This is a genomic window from Janthinobacterium sp. NFX145, assembly GCF_049810325.1.
GTDB lineage: Bacteria > Pseudomonadota > Gammaproteobacteria > Burkholderiales > Burkholderiaceae_D > Janthinobacterium > Janthinobacterium rivuli.
In genome coordinates this window covers 659575-679060 of sequence record NZ_CP187360.1, presented here as the reverse complement: position 1 = coordinate 679060, position 19486 = coordinate 659575, and the positions used below count along the sequence as shown (strand labels likewise).

Below are 19486 nucleotides of genomic sequence, written 5' to 3'. Positions count from 1 at the left end.
TCGACAAGCGGCAGTTATCAAGATACCATCTCCCGTTAGCGTGCGACCAGCCTGGCGCACCTTCCGGAGATGCGCATGCCCCAGCCGCAACTGATCAATATTGCCACCCATGTGCTGGCCGGCAGCGCCGCCATCGGGCTGGGGCTCTTCCTGCTGGCGACAGCCAAGGGCACGCCGCGGCACCGCCGCCGCGGCCGGCTGTTCGCGTGGCTGACCTTGCTGGTCTGCGCCACGGCCGCCATCGGCAATCTGCTGTTTGACTATCGTCCCGTCTTTGCCGTGCTGACAGTGCTGGTGCTGTACCAGCTGCTGAGCGGCTGGCGCGCCGTCTACACGCGCGATGCCGGTCCGCAAGCCGTCGATGGCGCGATGACGGCAGCCGCGTTGATAGCGGGCGGGTTGATCCTGTTGCGCCTGCAGCACGATGCTTCCGGACAGCAAGCCATCGTCGTGCTGTCATCGCTGGGCGGCCTGGCCACCATCCTCGTCTACGACGGCGTGCGCTGGGCCTTTCCCCGCCGCTGGCATGGCATATTGTGGCGCTATGAACATATCTACAAGCTGCTCGCCTCGCTGTTCGCCATGCTTTCCGCCGCCGCCGGCAACCTGCTGCGCATGGGCCAGCCTTGGACGCAGTTGGCGCCATCCCTGCTGGGCTTGATTTGCATCGCTTGGTTCTGGCGGCGCCAGTACCGGCAAGAACGGGCGCAGCGCCTCATGCACAGGCTTGCCGCCTGACATCAGCCACGCAAAGCCAGCCACGCCTGCAATTTCTGCGCATACGCCAAGGTGTAGGCGGGACTGCTCGACGGCAAGCTGACGATGCGGTAGCGCTGCGCATGTTCACCCAGCACCTTGATGCCCAGCTTCGCGGCCGTGCCGCCGTTGAAAGCGATCGTGCGCAGCTGCGGCAGGCTGGCGGCCAGGGCCACCAGGTCGTTGTCGTCGCGTTCGCGGATGTTGCTGTCCAGGCTGCCCGTGCGTTGGGCCTGCGCCACCACGTCCCACAGACCGACGCCGTGCGCCAATAAGGTCGCCAGGCGCTCTTCATAGGGCAGGCTCTTCAATTCAACGCCCAGTACCTCGCCCAGCAGCATCCAGAACCTGTTTTGCGGATGCGCATAGTACTGGCTGTGGGCCAGCGATTTTTCTCCGGGCAGGCTGCCCAGTATCAGCAGGCGCGTATCGGCGTCGACGACGGGATCGAAACAGCGCTTGCGCGGGTCGGTCATGTTGACGGAAAAAGTACACAGACGGCTCAAGGAATTTCCTGGAAAGGCTGAAGGGACGCGTCATTTTACCCGGCCATGAGACTTGCACTCACAGCAATTTGCAGCGTTCCAGTTTGTAGAGGACTGCATGGCTGAAATACTGGAAAAGTACACACTAATCCGTACCACTCTCCGGCATCATCTGCGCCAAATCAAGTATTTACTAAAAAAAATCAATATTTACTAAACCTGTGCTACACTTAATTTACTGTTTTTTTTGTAAAATTTACTAAATTAAAAAGGTGCGCCAAAAATGTATAGCGAAGCTCTCGTACAACTTGCTCTGGATACCATGGCCTGCAACCAAAAGGATCTGGCAATTCACCTACGTGTTTCTCCAACCCAAGTCAGCAAATGGAAAAAGGGTGAACACATGTCTAACGAAATGGAGCAAAAATTTCGAGACATCGTGGGCATTGGAAAAAAAAATCCAACTTTTGTACTCTGGGCAGGCTCTAACGAAGCTGCAAACAAATGGGAACGGCTGATCTGTTACCTAGGAGAAATTGCGTATGACAGTGCTGAGACGGGTTACGACACTGCACCACTCGTGGAGGATATTGATAATTTATGTGAACAAACAATTTATACTCTCAAGGAAATGGGAGTGGAAGATCCAGATGATTTTCCTCAAGCTTTGGATGTGGACTACGATGACGAAGACCTCGATATCTGGGAATTGATATATGAAAACCCATATTCTTCTCTAATCTACAAAATTTACAAATCATTCAATGATGTGTATGGTTTTTATATTGCATACGTAGAATATTTATTATCCGATGACGAATTAGATTTATTTTCAACACCAGCAATTAATATTTGCCCATCGCTTATATTACTTGCAGCTTGCAAGATAGAAAGCGATAAGAAATTCACTCAAAATATTAAAGAATTTCATTACAAAGTAAAAAAAGATTATGAGGAATGGCTCACAATAGTGAAGAATCATGCTTTTCGTGCGGGCATCCCATTAAAGGCTGAACTTCTTGACTTGATTCATCGCTCAGCGGATGAACTGGGACACGATGCTGAGGCAGAGAGCCTTGGCTTCAACTCGTCCAAGCTACATCCGGACATCTATATGAACGAACTTTTAGTGGGAATGAGAGCAATTCATCAAGTTCTACCAGCAATAATGAAAAAGTTAGGAATAGATGAGACATTTCAACTAAATGAAGAAGATTTTCATATTCGCTAAACCGAGTACCTTATGGAGCATCGAAAAAACTATAATCACCTCTGCATTGTAAAACTCTGCTCGAAGTGAGATTTATGGCTACGGAAGGAAATGGATCATTTTAACCAACCATGCTACCAACATTCTCGCTAACACAACGGTGTAGAATTCCCGCACAACCATCCCTAGACAAGAGACCGCCCATGCGCACCATCGATACCCTGCTGGCCCAGTATGGCGAAAGCCACCGCAATCACGTCAATGAATGGGTGCACATCGTGTGCGTGCCGCTGATCGTTTTCAGCCTGCTGGGGCTGTTGTGGAGCGTGCATCCCAGCGTGGCGCTGCTCGGCAGTATTCTGGCCTTATACTATTATTACAAGCTGTCGCGCCCGTTTGCTGCGGGCATGCTGGCGATGCTGGCCGCCATGCTGGGCCTGCTTCTGCTCATGCCGGCGCTGACCATCCTGCCCGTGTCGCTGGCGCTGTTCGTGCTGGCCTAGATAGGCCAGTTCATCGGCCATCAGATCGAAGGCAAGAAACCGTCGTTCCTCGACGACTTGCGCTTTTTGCTGGTGGGGCCGCTGTTCGTGCTGGGATTTTTATACCGGCGCCTGCGGCTGGCGTATTGAGCGGCAAGCGCTTACGCGAAGTTGGTAACAGATTTTTACCATTCGTAACTAGTTATCTGAGGCAAGTGTCCTTTATGATAAGTCACCATCTGCCGGTCGACGCAATCGGCAAGCAACTTTTGTCCAAGGGAGTCCCACATGAAAGCACCAATTATTGCAGTGGCATTGCTTGCCACCCTGGCCGGCTGCGCCGTACAACCGAACTCGGCAAATGTCTACAATGCGCGCCAGGCGCAGAACGAACAATCGGTTCGCATGGGTACGGTTGAATCCGTGCGCCAGGTAACCATCGACAAGGGTGAAACGGGCACGGGCGTGCTGGCTGGCGCGGCGCTGGGCGGCGTGGCCGGCTCGACTATCGGCGGCGGCAAGGGCGCCATCGCGGCCAGCATCCTCGGCGCCGTCGCCGGCGGCATGGCCGGCAAGAGCATCGAAGCGAATGCCTCGAACAAAGCGGGCCTGGAAATCACCGTGCGCCTGGACAATGGCGACATGCGCGCCATCGTGCAAGACGCCGACGAGCTGTTCCGCCCGGGCGAGCGCGTGCGCCTGCTGTCCGATGGCCGCAAGACCCGCGTCACGCATTGATCCGCTTGCCGGCGCATGCGCTCAGCCGAATGCGCCGGCAGCGAGCAAGGCGGAGGGGTGCAGCCAGATGGCAATCACAGCCGTCACGACCACATACACAAGCACGCTCCATACTTTGATCTGCAGTGATGCTGGCATGGCGGTCCCCTTCAAAAATGCAATTCAGAAAATATTTACTTGATAATAAAGTAAATATTTTCATAAATTCAACATTTTCCAGAAGCACTGCGCTGGCTCAATGCCTGCCTGCGCATTTGCCAAACTCGACCGGGACGCGCGATGCCCGTATACTTGCGCGATGTCCTCTCCTCTCCTGTTCATCATTGCCTGCCTGATCTGGGGCTCCACCTTCTGGGCCATCACCTTGCAGCTGGGCGACGTCGCCCCCGCCGTTTCCGTGGTCTACCGCTTCGGCCTCGCGTCCGCCACCCTGTTTGCCTGGTGCGCCGTGCGCGGCGACCGCCTGCGCCTGCCCTGGCGCGCGCAAAAATGGATGCTGCTGCAGGGACTGGCCTCGTTCGCCCTCAGCTATGTGTGCACCTACAGTTCGGAGCAATACCTGGTCTCGGCCCTTGTCAGCGTGCTGTTTGCGCTGATGGTGTTCTGGACGCCGTTGCTCAACCGCATCGCTTTCGGCACACCCATCACCTGGAGCACCTGCTGCGCCGCATTCGTCGCCATCTGCGGCATCGTGCTGCTGTTTTACCAGTCCATCGGCGCGGCGCTGCAAGATATTCTGGGCGGCGGCAATGGTCATTTCCTGCTCGGCTTTATCCTGGCGCTGGTGGCAACCGTGTCGAGCACTGCAGGCAACGCCCTCGTCATGAAAGTGCGCGAACATTCGGGCAACGTGATGCTGACCATGGCCTGGACCATGCTGTGGGGCACCTTGATGGTGGCCGTCTGGGCCGTCGCCACGGAACAGTCCTGGCAATTGCCCACGCGCCCCAGTTACTGGATGGGATTGGTGTACCTGGCCATCTTCGGTTCGGTGATCGCCTTCAGCGCCTATTTCACGTTAATCGCCCGCATCGGCACGCAAAAGACCGTGTACATCGGCGTCGTCACGCCCGTCATTTCCGTCCTGCTGTCGGTGCAGTTCGAACACTACCGGCCCGCCGCCATCGAATGGGTGGGCATGGTGCTGTGCCTGTCCAGCGTGGCCTGGGCCCTGACGTCGGGGGCGCGCAAGACGAGTACCATCGCTTCCCTTTCCACCACTCCATCCACAAAGGCAACATGAGCACCTCTTCCTCCCTCGCCATCCGTCCCGCGACCGTATCCGACGTGGCCGCCATCTTTGGCATGATCCACGAACTGGCCGTGTTTGAAAAACTCGAACACATGATGATCGCCAGGGAATCCATGCTGCACGACAGCCTGTTCGGCGCCCATCCCGCATGCGAAGCGCTGGTGGGCGAGGAAAATGGCGAAGTGGTGACCTTTGCCCTGTTCTTCCACAATTTTTCCACCTTCCTGTGCCGCAAGGGCTTGTACCTGGAAGACCTGTATGTGAAGCAATCGGTGCGCGGCAAAGGTTATGGCAAGCAGATGCTGGTAGCGCTGGCGCAACTGGCCGTCGAACGCGATTGCGGCCGCTTCGAATGGTCGGTGCTGGACTGGAATGAAAACGCGATCAATTTCTACAAGGGCATGGGCGCGGACGTGATGCCGGACTGGCGCATCTGCCGGGTCGCTGGAGATGCCTTGACGCAATTGTCGGCAGGCACGCCGATATCGGCCTGATGGGGGAACTGTAAGCGTAAGTTCCAAAAAAATCCCCGCGGGCTAGCGGCACCGCGGGGTAGAACCCATTGTCAAGTGGGAGGGGGAGAATGCAATCAACGGTTATCAATATAAACGCTGTCGCTTGCGATGGCGCAGACCTTTACATTTGCTTACCGGGCCTTACATTTGACTTAAATCTGCTAACCAAGTTTCACCAAGTGTCGCTTGAATGACACTGATTATTTCCGTGGTTCAATCAATGTGCCGTGCAAGCCGATATGTTGTTGCGCAACCCCACCGCCACCCTGCGCATTTTTATAGATTTGGTACACTGTCAGGCAGGCGATGCAGCCAGCAACCACGGCAAAAATGACCATGCGACGCTCCTTGAATATGCTTGAAGGAATCAGGGCCCGCAGCGGCTGATGATGACCAGGCGAGCAGGGAAGATTCAGTGTGGCATCTTCGCCCTGGCGGGCATTGTGCAATGTCAAACACGCCAATTTGACGGGGTCATGGCATTTGATATGGCGCAAAGTGGCGGCATTCCGCTCACACAAAATGAACGCATCATTACGCACCTGGGAGCCACATCATGAATGTTTCTGCCAAACCGCTCGTCATGAAAATCTACCGCGCCTACCTGCGCTCCCGCCTGGAACGCTACACGCGCGACTTGCAAGCCATCGCCGAACAGCGCGAGAACGACTTCCAGGCTGAACGCATCCTGCACCAAGCCGTCGTCTCGGTGCGCTCCAAACTGCACTCGCTGTAACCGTGATGCCGTCAGTGCTGCCGGCCGGCCACGGCCCAGCGCTCCACCAGTTCAAACAAACCTTGCGTCAGCAGGGCCAGCACGGCTGCGGGGATCGCGCCGGCCAGCAGCATGTCGTTGTCGTTCAACGCCAGGCCGATGGTGATGCGTTCGCCATAACCGCCCGCGCCGATGAAGGCGGCAATGGTGGCCGTGCCCACGCTCATCACGGCTGCCGTTTTCACGCCCGCCAGCATGACGGGCAAGGCCAGCGGCAAGTCCACGTGCAGCAAGCGGTCGCGCTTGTTCAAGCCCAGCGCCAGCGCCGCCATGCGCAAGCCTTGCGGCACCTGCAAGATGCCCGTGCACGTGTTGCGCACGATGGGCAGCAAGGCATACACGAATAGGGCCACCAGCGCCGGCACCGTGCCGATCATGCCCAGCAAGGGGATCAATATCGCCAGCAGGGCCAGCGACGGCACCGTCTGCAGCACGCCGACGAAGGCCAGCACCGTTTGCCGCAGCGGCGCCGAAAACGCCGCCAGCACGCCCAGCGGAATGCCGATCACGCACGCCAATGCCACCGACAGCAGCACCAAGGTCAGATGCTGGCGCGTCAGGGTCCACAAATCGTCGCCGATGATTTTATCGAGCAGCTTGCTGCGCGTGGCGCCCGGTTTGTTCGCCTGCGTGCCGGAGGCCAGCCACTGGCGCGCCACGTCGGAAAAAGTCTTGCCATCGATTTCCACGGCCGCATTCATGGCGATCATGTCGCTCTCGCTGATACGCCCCTGCAAGCCTTGCAGCGCCAGCCAGGCGGCGGGAAAACGCTGCGGCACGTCGAGCCGGTACAAGAGCATGGCGTCGTAGCGGGGAAAATACTGCTGCGTGTCGGCCAGCACGCGCAAGCCGTACTGGCGTATCTTCGCGTCCGTCGAATAGATGTCGATCACGTCCACCTGGCGCTGCGCCAGCGCCTCATAGGCGATGCCGTGATCGAGTCCGCGCGGGCGCTGCGGCAAGCCATAGCGGGCGGCCAGGCCCGGCCAGCCATCGACCCGGCCGATGAACTCATGCGACAGGCCGAATGTCAGGGCGGGGTGTTGCGCCAGCTGCGCCAGGCTGGCGATGGTTTTTTCATCGCTGCGCATGGCCAGCGCATAGGTATTGTTAAAGCCCAGCGGCACGGCCACGCCCAGGCCCAGCGCCGCCAGTTCGCGCCGCATCTGTTCCAGGTCGATGGCCTTGTCGTGCTTGAGGATTTCGCTGCCGATGGTGCCCATGTATTCGGCATACACGTCGATGCTGCCCGCCTGCAGCGCAGCGAGCACGATGGCCGTGTTGCCCAGGCCCTGGCGGTGCTGCGCCTTGACGTGCGGCGCGGCGCTCTGCTTGACGATTTCACCGAGGATGTACGATTCCGTAAAGCGCTTCGAACCCACCTTCAGGGTGCCGCCATCCATGGCAAGGGAGGACATGGGTGCGGCGGCGAAGACCAGCAACAACAACAGGTAAACAACACGCACGCGGCGCTCCAGGACGGATGATCAATCCGGCAAGCTTACCACCGGCGCGCGCCAGACACCGCCATGCACCACGCCCGCGCACGGGTTCAGGCCCAGCGCATACGCCAGGTCGGCCGGGCGCGCGATGCGCCACAGGGCGAAATCGGCACGCTTGCCCACCGCCAGGCTGCCCGTTTCATGCTGCAAGCCCAGCGCGCGCGCCGCATGCAGCGTGCAGCCGGCCAGCGCTTCCTGCGGCGTCAGGCGCCACAGGGTGCACGCCATGTTCATCGCCAGCAGCAGGGACGTCATCGGCGACGTGCCCGGATTGCAATCGGTGGACACGGCCATCGGCACGCCGGCCGCGCGCAACGCCGCCACCGGCGGCGGCTGCGTTTCGCGCAAAAAGTAATACGCGCCCGGCAGCAGCACAGCCACCGTGCCATGTTGCGCCATGGCGGCCACACCCTCTTCCGACAGGAATTCCAGGTGATCGGCTGACAGGCCATCGTAACGGGCCACCAGCGCCGCGCCGCCCAGGTCCGACAGCTGCTCCGCATGCAGTTTCACGGGCAGATTCAAGGCGCGCGCCGCCTCGAACACCCGCTGCGTTTGCGCCGGCGTAAAGCCGATGCGCTCGCAAAATGCATCGACGGCGTCGACCAGTCCATCGCCCGCCAGCTGCGGCAGCATCTGCGCGCACAACAGGTCGATATACGCATCGGCCTGGCCCGCATATTCGGGCGGCAGCGCGTGCGCGCCGAGGAAGGTGGTGCGCACAGATACGGGCAGCTGTTGCCCTATCCTGCGCGCCACGCGCAGCATCTTCGCCTCGCTGTCCGCGTCGAGACCATAACCGGACTTGATCTCCAGGGTCGTCACGCCCTCGGCCAGCAGCGCCAGCACGCGGGGCAGGCTTTGCCGCAGCAACCCCTCATCGCTGGCCGCGCGCGTGGCGCGCACGGTGGACATGATGCCGCCACCGGCGCGGCTGATGTCTTCATAGCTGGCGCCATTCAGGCGCGCCTCGAATTCGTCGCTGCGGTTGCCCGCGTGGACGATGTGCGTGTGGCAGTCGATCAGGCCGGGCGTGAGCCAGCAGCCCTGACCATCGTGCAGCACCGCGCCGCTGGCCGGCAGCTCGTCGCCGGGGCCGAACCACGCGATGCGGCCATCCTTGACGGCGATGGCCGCGTCGAGCAATTCGCCATAGCCGTGTTCCATGGTGGTCAGGTGGACGTTATGGATGACCATATCCCAGTCTTGCATGGCTTTTCTCTCCTAGGTGAACAGGTCAACGCACAACACGGCCGAACGCTGCAAGGCGTCGAGACGCCACTCCGACGCATCGTCGGCATCGAGCAGCAGCGCGTCATAACGGGCCAGCGCGAACTGCTGTTCCGCGCCGCGCGCCAGCACGTGGCCTTCGCCGGCGACAAACAGCAAGGTCGCCGCGCTGCGCCGTACCAGCCTGCACGGGGCCGTGATTTTTTCCAGCTGGTGGCGGCAGCGGTCGCGCCGCGTCATCACATTGAAATCCGTCGTCGTCCCCTTGACCTGCGCCTCCACGGCCGCCTCGCCGGGAAACCACAGCATCGGCTGCGTAGCGTTCAAGACCACCTTGCGCGTGCCGTCGAACGTCAGTTGCACGCTGTCGCCATCGACCAGCATCAGGCTGCGGTCGATACCGGGAAAGCTGGAAAACGGTCCGCTGGCCGTGATCGTCGCCAGGCTGATACGCCAGTCGAAATCATCGAAGCCGGCGCCGGGGGGAGCAATGGCGATTTCCGTCGTGCTGCCGCCGCCGTTTTTCCACGGCGCGGCGCGCAGGCATTCCTGCGGGATGAAGGTCGCCATCAGAGCGCCCTCAGTTGCGCCAGGGTGCGCTTGTAGGCGGCGGCGATGGCGTCCTGCGCCACGTGGCGCCCATCGCGCACCTGCCATTGGCCGCCGCACAGCACGTCGCGCACCAGCTTGTCGTTGCCGCAGAAAAGTACGCTGCCCAGCACATCGGAGATGGCCACGCCGCACAGGTTCACATGCGCGTCGTCGAGCACCAGCAAGTCGGCGCGGCAGCCGGGCGCCAGCGCACCGAGCTTGCGGCCGGACGCCTGCGCGCCGCCCTGCAGGGCCGTTTGCCACAGGTAATCTCCCACGTGGCGTTCATCTGCCGTGGCGGCCACATTGCGTTGCTGCCGTTGCAGGCGCTGGCCATATTCGAGCCAGCGCAATTCTTCCACCGGCGACTGCGACACGTGGCTGTCGCTGCCGACGCCAAAACGCCCGCCGGCGGCGATGAATTCGGCCAGCGGAAACAAGCCGTCGCCCAGGTTCGCTTCCGTCGTCGGACACAGGCCCGCCACGGCGCCGCTGGCCGCCATCAGCGCCACTTCATCGGGCTGCACATGCGTCGCATGCACGAGGCACCAGCGCGCATCGACGTCGATCTGATCGTACAGATACTGCACCGGGCGCCGGCCGCTGTAGTCCAGACACTGGCGCACCTCACCCTGCTGCTCGGCGATGTGGATGTGGATGGGACGCTCCGCGGGCAGCGCTTGCGCCACTTCGCGAATCTGCGCCACGCCGGCCGCGCGCAGCGAGTGGGGCGCAAAGCCCACCTCCACCTGCCCACCGCGCTGCGGCGCCAGCGCCTCGACGATGCGCAGCACGTCATCTGCATTGGTGCGAAAGCGCGCCTGTTCCTCTTTCAAGGCTTGCTCGCCAAAGCCCGCATGGCCGTACAGCACGGGCAGCATGGTCACGCCGATGCCGCTGAGGCGCGCCGCGGCCAGCACCCGTTCCGCCGTTTCGGCGGGGCGCGCATACAGCGCGCCGGCCATATCGCGCTGCAGGTAGTGGAATTCGCACACGGCCGTGTAGCCATGGCGCAGGCATTCCACAAACAACTGGGCGGCGATGGTTTCCATCTGCTGCGGCGTGATGTGGCGCGCGAAACGGTACATCAGCTCGCGCCAGGTCCAGAAACTATCCGGCCCGTCACCGGCGACTTCCGTCATGCCGCCCAGCGCCCGCTGGAAGGCATGCGAATGCAGGTTGACCATGCCGGGCAATACATATTCGGCCACCTCCACGCCGGGCGGCGGCGCGGCATTGTCGGTCACCGCCGTCAGATCGCCTGCCGCATCCCACTCCAGCAGCACGTCGCGGCGCCAGCCTTGCGGCAGCAGCGCATGGCGCGCGAACAGACAGCCGCTCAACGCGCCACCCATGCCACGGCCGCTGCCATCATCTGGCGCAGCAGCGGCTGCACCTGTGCCGCCAGGTCGGGCCGGTAGCCGAATGGCGCCGCGTCATCCATGCCAGGTTCATTCATGTACAGGCACTGGCACATCTCCAGCTGGATCGCATGCACGCGGCCGGCCGGCTGGCCGTAATGGCGTGTGATGTGCCCCCCTTTGAAGCGGCCATTCAGCGCCACGGTAAATGCATCCTGCGCGCGCGCGATATCGACCACGGCGGACGTCAGGCCCGCATCGCAGCTGGCACCATCAGCCGTGCCGAAATTCAGGTCGGGCAGCTTGCCGTCAAAGAAGCGCGGCACATGCGAGGCAATGGAGTGGGCATCCCACAGCACCACGGCACCATGCACGCGCAGCAGCCGGTCCAGTTCCGCGCGCAGCTGCGCATGATACGGCGCCCAGTAGCGCCGCAGGCGCTGCTGCACGTCCTGCGCATCGGGCTCCTTGCCAGCCAGGTACAGCGGCTCGCGGTGAAAGGTATCGCTGGGCAGCAAGCCCGTCGTATCCTGGCCCGGATACAGATTCGTGTCTTCCTGCGGGCGGTTCAAGTCGATGGTGTAGCGCGACCAACGCGCCGACAGCACGGACGCGTCCATCTCCTGCAAAAAGCCATACAGCTCGCGCAAATGCCAGTCCGTGTCGGCCTTGATCAGGGCCTGCGGCGTCATGCGCGCGGCGATATCGTCGGGTATGTCGGTGCCCACGTGGGGCATCGACACGAGCAGCGGGATGCTGCCTTCGTTGAAGCGGAAATCCATGCTTGTCTCCTTGCGCCCGCTCAGGCGTACAGCGGGGCGAACAAATTCTTGCACGTGCTGCTCAACTCACCCTGCAGCACCATCTGCTTGGCCGCTTCGATGTCCGGCGCGAAGAAGCGGTCGGCGTCGAAGAACGGCACTTTCTGGCGCAGCTGCTGGTGTACATGCTCGAGGTGCGGCGAGGTTTTCAGCGGACGGTGGAAGTCGATGCCCTGCGCGGCGGCCAGCAGCTCGATGCCGACGATGACGGCCGTGTTGTGCGCCATGTCGTCCAGGCGGCGCCCGGCGAACGTGGCCATGCTCACATGGTCTTCCTGGTTGGCGGACGTCGGCAGGCTGTCGACGCTGGCCGGATGCGCGAGCGACTTGTTTTCCGACGCCAGCGCGGCCGCCGTCACGTGGGCGATCATGAAGCCGGAATTGACGCCCGGGTCGCGCACGAGAAAGGGCGGCAGGCCGGACAAGGTGGCGTCGATCAGCAGCGCGATGCGGCGCTCGGCCAGCGCGCCGATTTCAGCAATCGCCAGCGCCAGCGTGTCGGCGGCAAAAGCCACCGGCTCGGCGTGGAAGTTACCGCCCGAGACGATTTCCGCCTGCCCGTTGGGACCATCCTGGAAGATCAGCGGATTGTCCGTGACGGCATTGGCTTCGATCAGCAAGGTGCGGCCGACGTTACCGATCAGGTCCAGGCAGGCGCCCATGACTTGCGGCTGGCAGCGCAGGCTGTACGGGTCCTGCACGCGCTCGTCGCCTTCCAGGTGCGAGGCGCGAATCGCGCTGTGCGCCACCAGCTGGCGGTACATCTGCGCAGCCAGGATTTGCCCCGGCTGTCCGCGCACGGCGTGCACGCGCGCGTCGAACGGCGAGTCGCTGCCCTTGGCCGCGTCGAGCGACAGTGCGCCCGTGACCATGGCCGCTTCCAGCAGGCGCTCGGCCATGAACAGGCCATGCAGCGCCAGCGCGTTCGACACTTGCGTGCCGTTGATCAGCGCCAGGCCCTCTTTCGCCGCCAGCACCACGGGCGCGATGCCCGCCTGCGCCAGCGCTTCGGGCGCCGCCATCAATTCACCGTTGACGCGCACGTCGCCCACGCCCAGCATGGCCAGGGTCATGTGCGACAGCGGCGCCAGGTCGCCCGAGGCGCCGACGGAACCCTTGGCGGGAATGGCCGGCATGATGCCCGCGTTGTACAGGGCGATCAGGGTGTCGACGATCAACGGGCGCACGCCGGAATAGCCGCGCGCCAGGCTGCCGATCTTCATCAGCATGATCAGGCGCACGACGGCGTCCGACAGCAGTTCACCCGTGCCGACGGAGTGCGACAGGATCAGGTTGCGCTGCAATTGCTCCAGCTTTTCATCGGGGATGCGCGTCTTGGCCAGCAAGCCGAAGCCCGTGTTGATGCCATACGCCGCATCGCCCTTGGCGACGATGGCTTGCACGGCGGCGGCCGACGCCTCGATGACGGGATAGGCCTCGGCGGCGAGGATCAGTTTCGCGGGCGCGGCCCACACGGCGCGCAGGTCGCCCAGGGTCATCGCGCCCGGTTTCAGGGTCCAACTTTTGGAGTGCTGTGTCATGTTTGCTTTCACTTCGTATTAAGCATCGGCAGGTTCAGATTGTTGCGCTTGGCGCAGGCGGCCGCTGTTTCGTAGCCGGCATCGGCATGGCGCATCACGCCCGAACCGCTGTCGTTGACCAGCACCCTGGCCAGGCGTTTCGCCGCCGCTTCACTGCCGTCGGCCACGATGACCATGCCCGCATGCTGAGAATACCCCATTCCCACGCCGCCGCCATGGTGCAGCGAGACCCAGGTGGCGCCGCCGGCCGTGTTGAGCATGGCGTTGAGCAGCGGCCAGTCGGAAACGGCATCCGTGCCATCCTTCATGCTTTCCGTTTCGCGGTTCGGGCTGGCGACGGAGCCCGTATCGAGGTGGTCGCGGCCGATGACGATGGGGGCCTTCAGTTCGCCCGTGCGCACCATCTCGTTGAAAGCCAGGCCGGCGATGTGGCGCTCGCCCAGTCCCAGCCAGCAGATGCGCGCCGGCAGGCCCTGGAAGGCGATGCGCTCGCGCGCCATGTCCAGCCAGTGGTGCACCTGCGTGTGGTGCGGGAACAGCTGCTTGATCTTCGCATCCGTTTTATAGATGTCTTCCGGATCGCCCGACAGGGCCACCCAGCGGAACGGGCCCCGTCCTTCGCAAAACTGCGGGCGGATATACGCGGGCACGAAACCGGGGAAGTCGAAAGCGTTCTGCACGCCCTGGTCGAACGCCACCTGGCGGATGTTGTTGCCGTAATCGACGGTGTGCACGCCCATGGCGTGGAAATCGAGCATGGCCTGCACGTGGGCGGCGCAGGAGTCGGCGGCGGCCACCGTCAGGCGCGCATGGCGCTGCGGGTCCTGCTGCGCCGCCTTCCAGTCCGACACGCTCCAGCCGCGCGGCAAATAGCCGTTGACCAGGTCATGCGCGGAGGTCTGATCCGTCACCAGATCGGGCAGCAGGCCGCCCGCTTTCGCGCGGCGCACCAGTTCCGGCAGCACTTCGGCCGCGTTGCCCAAGAGGCCAATGGAGATCGCTTCCTTGCGTTCGGTGTGGTACTTGACCAGCTCCAGGGCTTCGTCCAGGCTGGCCGCCTGCTTGTCCAGATAGCGCGTGCGCAGTCGGAAATCGATGCTGCTTTGCTGGCATTCGATATTGAGCGAGACGGCGCCCGCCATGGTGGCGGCCAGCGGCTGCGCGCCGCCCATGCCGCCCAGGCCCGCCGTCAGAATCCAGCGCCCGCCCCAGTCGCCGCCAAAATGCTGGCGGCCCGCCTCGGCGAAGGTTTCATACGTGCCCTGCACGATGCCCTGCGTGCCGATATAGATCCAGCTGCCGGCCGTCATCTGGCCGTACATGAACAGGCCTTGCCGATCGAGTTCGTTGAAGTGTTCCCAGTTGGCCCATTTCGGCACCAGGTTGGAGTTCGCGATCAATACGCGCGGCGCATCCGCGTGGGTCTGGAACACGCCCACCGGCTTGCCGGACTGGATCAGCAAGGTCTGGTCGTCTTCCAGTTCGCGCAAGGAAGCGAGGATCTGGTCGAAGCAGGCCCAGTTGCGCGCCGCGCGGCCGATGCCGCCGTAGACGACCAGGTGCTGCGGATTTTCCGCCACTTCCGGGTCCAGATTGTTTTGCAACATGCGGTAGGCCGCCTCGGCCTGCCAACTCTTGCAAGCCATGACCGTGCCGCGCGGGGCGCGGATGGTACGGCTGGCATCAAAGCGTGGATCGGTGTCCATTGTGCTGTTCATGCTGTCTCCTCGTAGGGTGCGAGCGGACATGCGTGGTCCGCTCTGGTGCTCCCAGCATAGGTTGTCTATACAACCAAGTCAACAGATTTTTGCAAGCGAAAACTGCCTATTTTTTCTCGTACACGCGCTTGCCCGCCACCCACGTCTGCAGCACCTGCGTCTTGCCGATGGCGGCCGGCGCGACGGTGAACAGGTCCTGGTCGACGACGATGAAGTCCGCCCATTTTCCCGCTTCCAGTGTGCCGATGACCTTTTCCTGGTGCGCTGCCCAGGCTGCGTCCAGGGTGAAGCAGCGCAGCGCTTCGGTGACCGTCATGGCTTGCTGGGGATACCAGCCGCCGGCCGGGAATCCTTCGCTGTTTTGCCGCGTGACGGCCGCGTGGATGCCTTCGAACGGGTTCGGCGACTCGATGGGAAAGTCCGATCCGCAGGCGATGCGCGAGCCTTGCGCAAGGAAGGTGCGCCACGCATACGCGCCCTTGATGCGCTCGTGGCCCACGCGCTGCTCCGCCATGTTCTGGTCGGACGTGGCGTGCGTCGGCTGCATCGATGGCACGATGCCCAGCGCCTTGAAACGGGGGATGTCGCTCAATTGCACCACCTGCGCATGCTCCATGCGGTGGCGCAGGCCCACGCTGCGGTATTGCGCGGTCAAGGCGGCATAGCCGTCGAGGATCTGGTGGTTGCCCGCGTCGCCGATGGCATGCACGTTCACCTGGTAGCCGGCGCGCATGGCTTTTTCCATCTTCGCGCGCATGGCGTCATCTTTGAAGAACAGCAGGCCGCTGGTGGTTGGATCGTCGCTGTACGGCGCCAGCAAGGCCGCGCCGCGGCTGCCCAGGGCGCCGTCGGACAGCAGTTTCACGGCGCGCAAGGCGTACAGGTCGCGCGCATAACTATTTAAAGGGCCGTTTTTCGACAGCGCGTCGAAGTCGTCCGTCGTGTCGGCAATCATGCCGTACACGCGCACCGTCAGCTTGCCGTGGTCCGCATAGTCGCGGAACAGCCGGTCCTGCATCTGGCCGATGCCCGCATCGTGCACGCTAGTCAGGCCCACTTGCGACAGCTGCGCCAGCGCGCCATCGAGGGCGGCGCGGTTTTCCACGTCGCCCGGCTTGGGCAGCACGGCGTCCATCAAGTCCATGGCGTTATCGACCAGCACGCCGGTGGCGTTGCCGTCCGCGTCGCGTTCGATCTTGCCGCCGGCCGGATCTGGCGTGGCGCGCGTGATGCCGGCCAGCGCCAGCGCGCGGCTGTTGGCCCAGCCCGCGTGGCCGTCGACCCGGCGCAGCCACACGGGCCGCGCGCTTTCCGCCGCATCGAGCTCCAGGGCCGTGGGAAAGCGTCCCAGCTTCCAGATTTCCTGGTTCCAGCCATTGCCGACGATCCAGCTGCGTTCCGGATGCGCGCGGGCGAAGTCACCCACGGCCTGCACGGCGGCCGGCAGCGAGGACGAACCGTACAACATCACGCCGCTGGCAATCGTCCCCAGGCCGAACACGTGGCCATGCGCGTCGATCAGGCCAGGCAGCACGGTTTTTCCCTGCACGTCGACGTGGCTCGCGCCCTTAGCCGCCTTGCGTTTCACTTGCGCGGCGCTGCCGACGGCGAGCAGTTTGCCAGCGTCGTCAAAGGCCAGCGCCGTGAAGCGCACCACCTTGCCGGCTGCGTTGAGCGTGTAGCCGTTGGCGTTGTCGATCACCGTGTCGGCATGCACGTGGCCAAGGGCGCCCAGGCAGGCGAGCGTGAGCAGGGTACGGCGCAAGGGCAGGGTCGGCATTTCCATCTCCAGGTCTTTTCGTGAATGAATGAAAAGACGAGTGTATAGAAATTGGCAAAATGGTCAATCAGACAGACACAGGCGCGCATGCCTTGCGCCCAGTCAATACCTTCCCGCCGCCGCTGTCCTACGCTGGCGTTTTGTCGCGGAGCTCCCATGGCCAGGCACCATGTCATCAGCACCACCGCGTGCGACGTGTTCTTCAAGCTCGTGGCCCACCAGAAGAAAAGCCTGGGCGCGCACTTCGACAGCATGATCGTCACCTTCAGCGCCGACGGCCAGCCCGTGCTGGGCGCCACCCTGCGCAACGCGACAAGCGGCTGCGAACTGCACCGCCTGGCCGGCCAGCCCGACGAATGCTGGTGCTGCGGCTATGACGAGCAGCTGGAATTCGTCTCGCAAAACAAGGTGCCGCTGGCGCACGCCGACTACCGGCTCACCTTGAGCAATGGCGAAACGTGGACGGGGACGACGGATGCCAGGGGACGCACGGGGCGCGTGGCCAGCAAGCAGGAAGCGCAAATCACCCAGGCCGAATTCCTGCCGCACGCGGATAAATCGCCATGCTGCGCCGCCGCGCCAAAACACGCTGCACCAGCCGTCAAGATCGTCCAACTGGAAGGCATCAAGACGACCGACAAGGACGTCGGTTCGTCCTTCAAACAGGTCAAAGTCAAGAACAAGGTTCGCCCGCTAACCAGGGGAGAGATCGACATGGCGTGGATGCTGTTCCAGGATGCGATCGACTATAGCAAGGTCAAGGTGCATGGGGAGCCGTATCTATGGTTTGGCTTGCAGCCGAAGGATGTGGCCATGACGCCGGATGGGGAGATTTATTTTCATGAGTCGGACTACATGGAGGACTTTTCCAAAGAAAAAGATAGTCTGAAACACTGGTTTATGCACGAAATGGTTCATGTTTGGCAGTACCAACTCGGATATCAAGTAAAACTGCGGGGAGCCATTCGCTTGGGGCTGGACTACAAATATACCTTGCTCCCCAATCAGAAATTATCCAGCCATGACATGGAAGCGCAAGGTGATTTATTGGCGGACTACTTTGTGCTGAGGTTTTTAACTTCCACTCGCGCCATGCGCCAACAGCGCTATAAAAACTCCGGAGAACTGTTTAAAAAGGTACTCAATGATTTTTTTAACGACCGTAAGAGCCCGAAAAACTTGCCTGGCAACGATATTGACCATGAGCCTATATTCGATATTCCCTGAGACATGGGCATATTCCCGTATGGCAGAAGCAGTTATTCAGTCGGAGCGGGGCATACCCTGCTTCTCGATTACAAAAAAGGAAGAGGCGCGCAATGGCCTGCCATTTCTTGGCGCACTTATGGTTTCAGACATGTCCGTGCAACCAGTAAAAGAAGTGTGGGGATTCTCCATGCCTCCAGACATGCCGCTACCCATCCGCGCCAGCATATGTATCCGCTATGGAAATGTGCCTACCGGCGCGACGGGTATACGCGCTGACAAACTGATACCCGGGCATTTTTATCATGTGTTTCTGAATGGCAGCCCCAAAGATCCATCCGATCCAACATATGGCTATCAAGGAAAATTCTGCGTGAGAGCTACGGCTGCTGGCGGTCAGCAAGTCATTCCCATCAACAGCGACATGGAGGCATGGATCGATGAAGTCTGCCCAACGCCTCCTTAGCCACATGCCCTTGCGCCATCAAACGCTGTTCATACTGCTCGCGTTCTCGAGCATGAACAGCGACGCGCGCTCACGCATGGCCGATGCCGAAGTCACCTCGATCAATGGCGTGCCCTGCTTTAGCATTTCAAAAAAGGAAGAGAGGCGTAACGGCCAGCCGTTCCTCGGCGCCTTGAGCGTGTCAGACATGACGGTCAAGCCAACGACGGAAATATGGGGGTTTCTCATGACAGGTGGCAAGAAAATCACGTTGTCATCAGCAAATTGCATTTTTTATGGAAGAATTCCAGCCAGTGCGGAAGCTGCGCCGGCTCCTGAACTGAAGACCGGCAGGGTGTACGAAGTATTTTTGAATGGCAGGTCTATGGATGCTGCCGATCCAACCTATGGGTACGTGGCGAAATTCTGCCTAGTCCAGCAGGTCTCTGCCAAGCCACGCCTTGTCGTCATCAACAACGATACGCAAGCCTGGATGGATGATACGTGTCCAGTCAAAAAAACTGTCCCATAGCGCAAGGCACGCCTTGAATCATCGTCACCTTATTCTTTGTCTGCTGACGACCTTGACGAGCATGGATGCCGCGGCGTGGTCGCGCATGGCCGAAGCCGAAATTAGCTCATTCAAAGGTATGCCATGCTTCACCATCTCAAAAAAAGAAGAACGCCGCAATGGAACGCCAATGCTTGGCGCACTCATGGTTTACGATATCTCCATAAAGCCGCCTGTAGCGGTCTGGTCCTTCATTCTCCCTGGAGCGACGACCCTACCCATGCATGCCAAAACCTGCTATTTGTATGGCCAAGTACCGGCAGGAGCCGAATCGACTGCCGCGACGATGCTGAAAACAGACAGGATGTACAGCGTCTTTTTAAATGGCCGTCCGGATGATCCCTCCGATTCGACCCGTGGTTATAGAGGAAAATTTTGCCTGACCAGCGACGCGGCAGGTCGGCAAAAAATCATTGCTATCACCAAAGATATGCAGGAGTGGCGCACTGAAATCTGCCCAGTCCATCGATCACTCCCCTAATCCGGCACACCAGGCCTTGTTTGCCA

The 19486-nt window shown here is 61.4% G+C and carries 20 protein-coding genes and 1 pseudogene; 11 read left to right on the top strand and 10 right to left on the bottom strand.

The genetic code is table 11. The annotated features are described in order from the left end of the window. The first annotated feature begins 75 nt into the window (after positions 1-75). Entirely contained in the window at positions 76-738 is a 663-nt protein-coding gene (locus tag ACPJXG_RS02970; RefSeq protein ID WP_425253362.1) for a hypothetical protein, read from the top strand. Positions 739-740: 2 nt separating this feature from the next. Here ACPJXG_RS02970 and ACPJXG_RS02965 read toward each other — a convergent pair whose 3' ends face one another. Next, a complete protein-coding gene (locus ACPJXG_RS02965) occupies positions 741-1232 on the bottom strand; it encodes a DNA-deoxyinosine glycosylase (protein ID WP_425254705.1) in 492 nt (163 codons plus the stop codon). A 292-nt stretch (positions 1233-1524) separates the two neighbouring features. Here ACPJXG_RS02965 and ACPJXG_RS02960 point away from each other — a divergent pair, with 292 nt between their 5' ends. The 5 genes and pseudogenes from ACPJXG_RS02960 to ACPJXG_RS02940 all read left to right on the top strand — a co-directional run bounded on the left by ACPJXG_RS02960 (position 1525) and on the right by ACPJXG_RS02940 (position 5417). Next, complete coding sequence (locus tag ACPJXG_RS02960) at positions 1525-2472, top strand: XRE family transcriptional regulator (RefSeq protein WP_425253361.1); 948 nt, start codon at positions 1525-1527, stop codon at positions 2470-2472. A gap of 182 nt (positions 2473-2654) precedes the next feature. Next, positions 2655-3083: pseudogene (locus ACPJXG_RS02955) on the top strand (DUF962 domain-containing protein). Positions 3084-3221: 138 nt separating this feature from the next. Continuing rightward, entirely contained in the window at positions 3222-3671 is a 450-nt protein-coding gene (locus ACPJXG_RS02950; protein WP_035822363.1) for a glycine zipper 2TM domain-containing protein, read from the top strand. A 298-nt stretch (positions 3672-3969) separates the two neighbouring features. Beyond that, entirely contained in the window at positions 3970-4914 is a 945-nt protein-coding gene (locus tag ACPJXG_RS02945) for a DMT family transporter (protein ID WP_425253360.1), read from the top strand. Further along, positions 4911-5417: an N-acetyltransferase family protein gene (locus ACPJXG_RS02940; RefSeq protein ID WP_425253359.1), complete on the top strand. Its 507-nt coding sequence runs from the start codon at positions 4911-4913 to the stop codon at positions 5415-5417. Before ACPJXG_RS02945 ends, ACPJXG_RS02940 begins: the two co-directional genes overlap by 4 nt. 221 nt (positions 5418-5638) lie before the next feature. On the opposite strand, the gene ACPJXG_RS02935 is transcribed toward ACPJXG_RS02940, so the two are convergent. Continuing rightward, complete coding sequence (locus ACPJXG_RS02935) at positions 5639-5980, bottom strand: hypothetical protein (RefSeq protein WP_425253358.1); 342 nt, start codon at positions 5978-5980, stop codon at positions 5639-5641. A gap of 14 nt (positions 5981-5994) precedes the next feature. Here ACPJXG_RS02935 and ACPJXG_RS02930 point away from each other — a divergent pair, with 14 nt between their 5' ends. Then, positions 5995-6174, top strand: a complete 180-nt coding sequence (locus ACPJXG_RS02930) for a hypothetical protein (protein ID WP_034746290.1) — start codon at positions 5995-5997, stop codon at positions 6172-6174. 11 nt (positions 6175-6185) lie between these two features. Here ACPJXG_RS02930 and ACPJXG_RS02925 read toward each other — a convergent pair whose 3' ends face one another. The 8 genes from ACPJXG_RS02925 to ACPJXG_RS02890 form a co-directional block, all read right to left on the bottom strand. Further along, entirely contained in the window at positions 6186-7631 is a 1446-nt protein-coding gene (locus ACPJXG_RS02925; protein ID WP_425254704.1) for a glycine betaine ABC transporter substrate-binding protein, read from the bottom strand. A 69-nt stretch (positions 7632-7700) separates the two neighbouring features. Further along, positions 7701-8927: an imidazolonepropionase gene (gene hutI / locus ACPJXG_RS02920; RefSeq protein ID WP_425253357.1), complete on the bottom strand. Its 1227-nt coding sequence runs from the start codon at positions 8925-8927 to the stop codon at positions 7701-7703. A 12-nt stretch (positions 8928-8939) separates the two neighbouring features. Next, positions 8940-9515, bottom strand: coding sequence for a HutD family protein (locus ACPJXG_RS02915; protein ID WP_425253356.1), 576 nt, complete (start codon positions 9513-9515; stop codon positions 8940-8942). Then, complete coding sequence (locus ACPJXG_RS02910; RefSeq protein WP_425253355.1) at positions 9515-10891, bottom strand: formimidoylglutamate deiminase; 1377 nt, start codon at positions 10889-10891, stop codon at positions 9515-9517. The genes ACPJXG_RS02915 and ACPJXG_RS02910 overlap by 1 nt, the downstream gene beginning before the upstream one ends. Further along, entirely contained in the window at positions 10876-11679 is an 804-nt protein-coding gene (hutG, locus tag ACPJXG_RS02905) for an N-formylglutamate deformylase (RefSeq protein WP_425253354.1), read from the bottom strand. The genes ACPJXG_RS02910 and hutG overlap by 16 nt, the downstream gene beginning before the upstream one ends. 20 nt (positions 11680-11699) lie before the next feature. Continuing rightward, on the bottom strand, positions 11700-13259 hold the full coding sequence (gene hutH / locus ACPJXG_RS02900; protein WP_219308202.1) for a histidine ammonia-lyase: 1560 nt from the start codon (positions 13257-13259) through the stop codon (positions 11700-11702). A gap of 8 nt (positions 13260-13267) precedes the next feature. Beyond that, positions 13268-14977 (bottom strand): urocanate hydratase, encoded by a 1710-nt coding sequence (gene hutU, locus ACPJXG_RS02895; protein WP_099401695.1) that lies wholly within the window; start codon positions 14975-14977, stop codon positions 13268-13270. Between the two features lie 106 nt (positions 14978-15083). Next, positions 15084-16757 carry an amidohydrolase gene (locus ACPJXG_RS02890; RefSeq protein WP_425253353.1) on the bottom strand — a complete coding sequence of 558 codons (1674 nt, stop codon included), beginning with the start codon at positions 16755-16757 and terminating at the stop codon, positions 15084-15086. A 195-nt stretch (positions 16758-16952) separates the two neighbouring features. Between ACPJXG_RS02890 and ACPJXG_RS02885 the strand changes: the two genes are divergently transcribed. The 4 genes from ACPJXG_RS02885 to ACPJXG_RS02870 are packed head-to-tail and all read left to right on the top strand — an operon-like array spanning position 16953 to position 19460. Further along, complete coding sequence (locus tag ACPJXG_RS02885; RefSeq protein ID WP_425253352.1) at positions 16953-17984, top strand: hypothetical protein; 1032 nt, start codon at positions 16953-16955, stop codon at positions 17982-17984. Then, a complete protein-coding gene (locus tag ACPJXG_RS02880; protein WP_425253351.1) occupies positions 17959-18429 on the top strand; it encodes a hypothetical protein in 471 nt (156 codons plus the stop codon). Before ACPJXG_RS02885 ends, ACPJXG_RS02880 begins: the two co-directional genes overlap by 26 nt. Next, complete coding sequence (locus ACPJXG_RS02875) at positions 18404-18940, top strand: hypothetical protein (RefSeq protein ID WP_425253350.1); 537 nt, start codon at positions 18404-18406, stop codon at positions 18938-18940. Before ACPJXG_RS02880 ends, ACPJXG_RS02875 begins: the two co-directional genes overlap by 26 nt. A gap of 13 nt (positions 18941-18953) precedes the next feature. Then, positions 18954-19460, top strand: a complete 507-nt coding sequence (locus ACPJXG_RS02870; RefSeq protein ID WP_425253349.1) for a hypothetical protein — start codon at positions 18954-18956, stop codon at positions 19458-19460. Positions 19461-19486 lie beyond the last annotated feature (26 nt).

Bases quoted from the DNA above. Each gene is read 5' to 3' on its own strand.
- ACPJXG_RS02915 (WP_425253356.1), bottom strand. From the start codon at position 9,515: ATGGCGACCTTCATCCCGCAGGAATGCCTGCGCGCCGCGCCGTGGAAA.
- ACPJXG_RS02940 (WP_425253359.1), top strand. From the start codon at position 4,911: ATGAGCACCTCTTCCTCCCTCGCCATCCGTCCCGCGACCGTATCCGAC.
- ACPJXG_RS02950 (WP_035822363.1), top strand. From the start codon at position 3,222: ATGAAAGCACCAATTATTGCAGTGGCATTGCTTGCCACCCTGGCCGGC.
- ACPJXG_RS02925 (WP_425254704.1), bottom strand. From the start codon at position 7,631: ATGTCCTCCCTTGCCATGGATGGCGGCACCCTGAAGGTGGGTTCGAAG.
- ACPJXG_RS02875 (WP_425253350.1), top strand. From the start codon at position 18,404: ATGAAGTCTGCCCAACGCCTCCTTAGCCACATGCCCTTGCGCCATCAA.
- hutU (WP_099401695.1), bottom strand. From the start codon at position 14,977: ATGAACAGCACAATGGACACCGATCCACGCTTTGATGCCAGCCGTACC.
- ACPJXG_RS02930 (WP_034746290.1), top strand. From the start codon at position 5,995: ATGAATGTTTCTGCCAAACCGCTCGTCATGAAAATCTACCGCGCCTAC.
- ACPJXG_RS02970 (WP_425253362.1), top strand. From the start codon at position 76: ATGCCCCAGCCGCAACTGATCAATATTGCCACCCATGTGCTGGCCGGC.
- ACPJXG_RS02945 (WP_425253360.1), top strand. From the start codon at position 3,970: ATGTCCTCTCCTCTCCTGTTCATCATTGCCTGCCTGATCTGGGGCTCC.
- hutG (WP_425253354.1), bottom strand. From the start codon at position 11,679: ATGGATTTCCGCTTCAACGAAGGCAGCATCCCGCTGCTCGTGTCGATG.
- ACPJXG_RS02890 (WP_425253353.1), bottom strand. From the start codon at position 16,757: ATGCCGACCCTGCCCTTGCGCCGTACCCTGCTCACGCTCGCCTGCCTG.
- ACPJXG_RS02965 (WP_425254705.1), bottom strand. From the start codon at position 1,232: ATGACCGACCCGCGCAAGCGCTGTTTCGATCCCGTCGTCGACGCCGAT.
- hutI (WP_425253357.1), bottom strand. From the start codon at position 8,927: ATGCAAGACTGGGATATGGTCATCCATAACGTCCACCTGACCACCATG.
- hutH (WP_219308202.1), bottom strand. From the start codon at position 13,259: ATGACACAGCACTCCAAAAGTTGGACCCTGAAACCGGGCGCGATGACC.
- ACPJXG_RS02880 (WP_425253351.1), top strand. From the start codon at position 17,959: ATGAGCCTATATTCGATATTCCCTGAGACATGGGCATATTCCCGTATG.
- ACPJXG_RS02910 (WP_425253355.1), bottom strand. From the start codon at position 10,891: ATGGGTGGCGCGTTGAGCGGCTGTCTGTTCGCGCGCCATGCGCTGCTG.
- ACPJXG_RS02960 (WP_425253361.1), top strand. From the start codon at position 1,525: ATGTATAGCGAAGCTCTCGTACAACTTGCTCTGGATACCATGGCCTGC.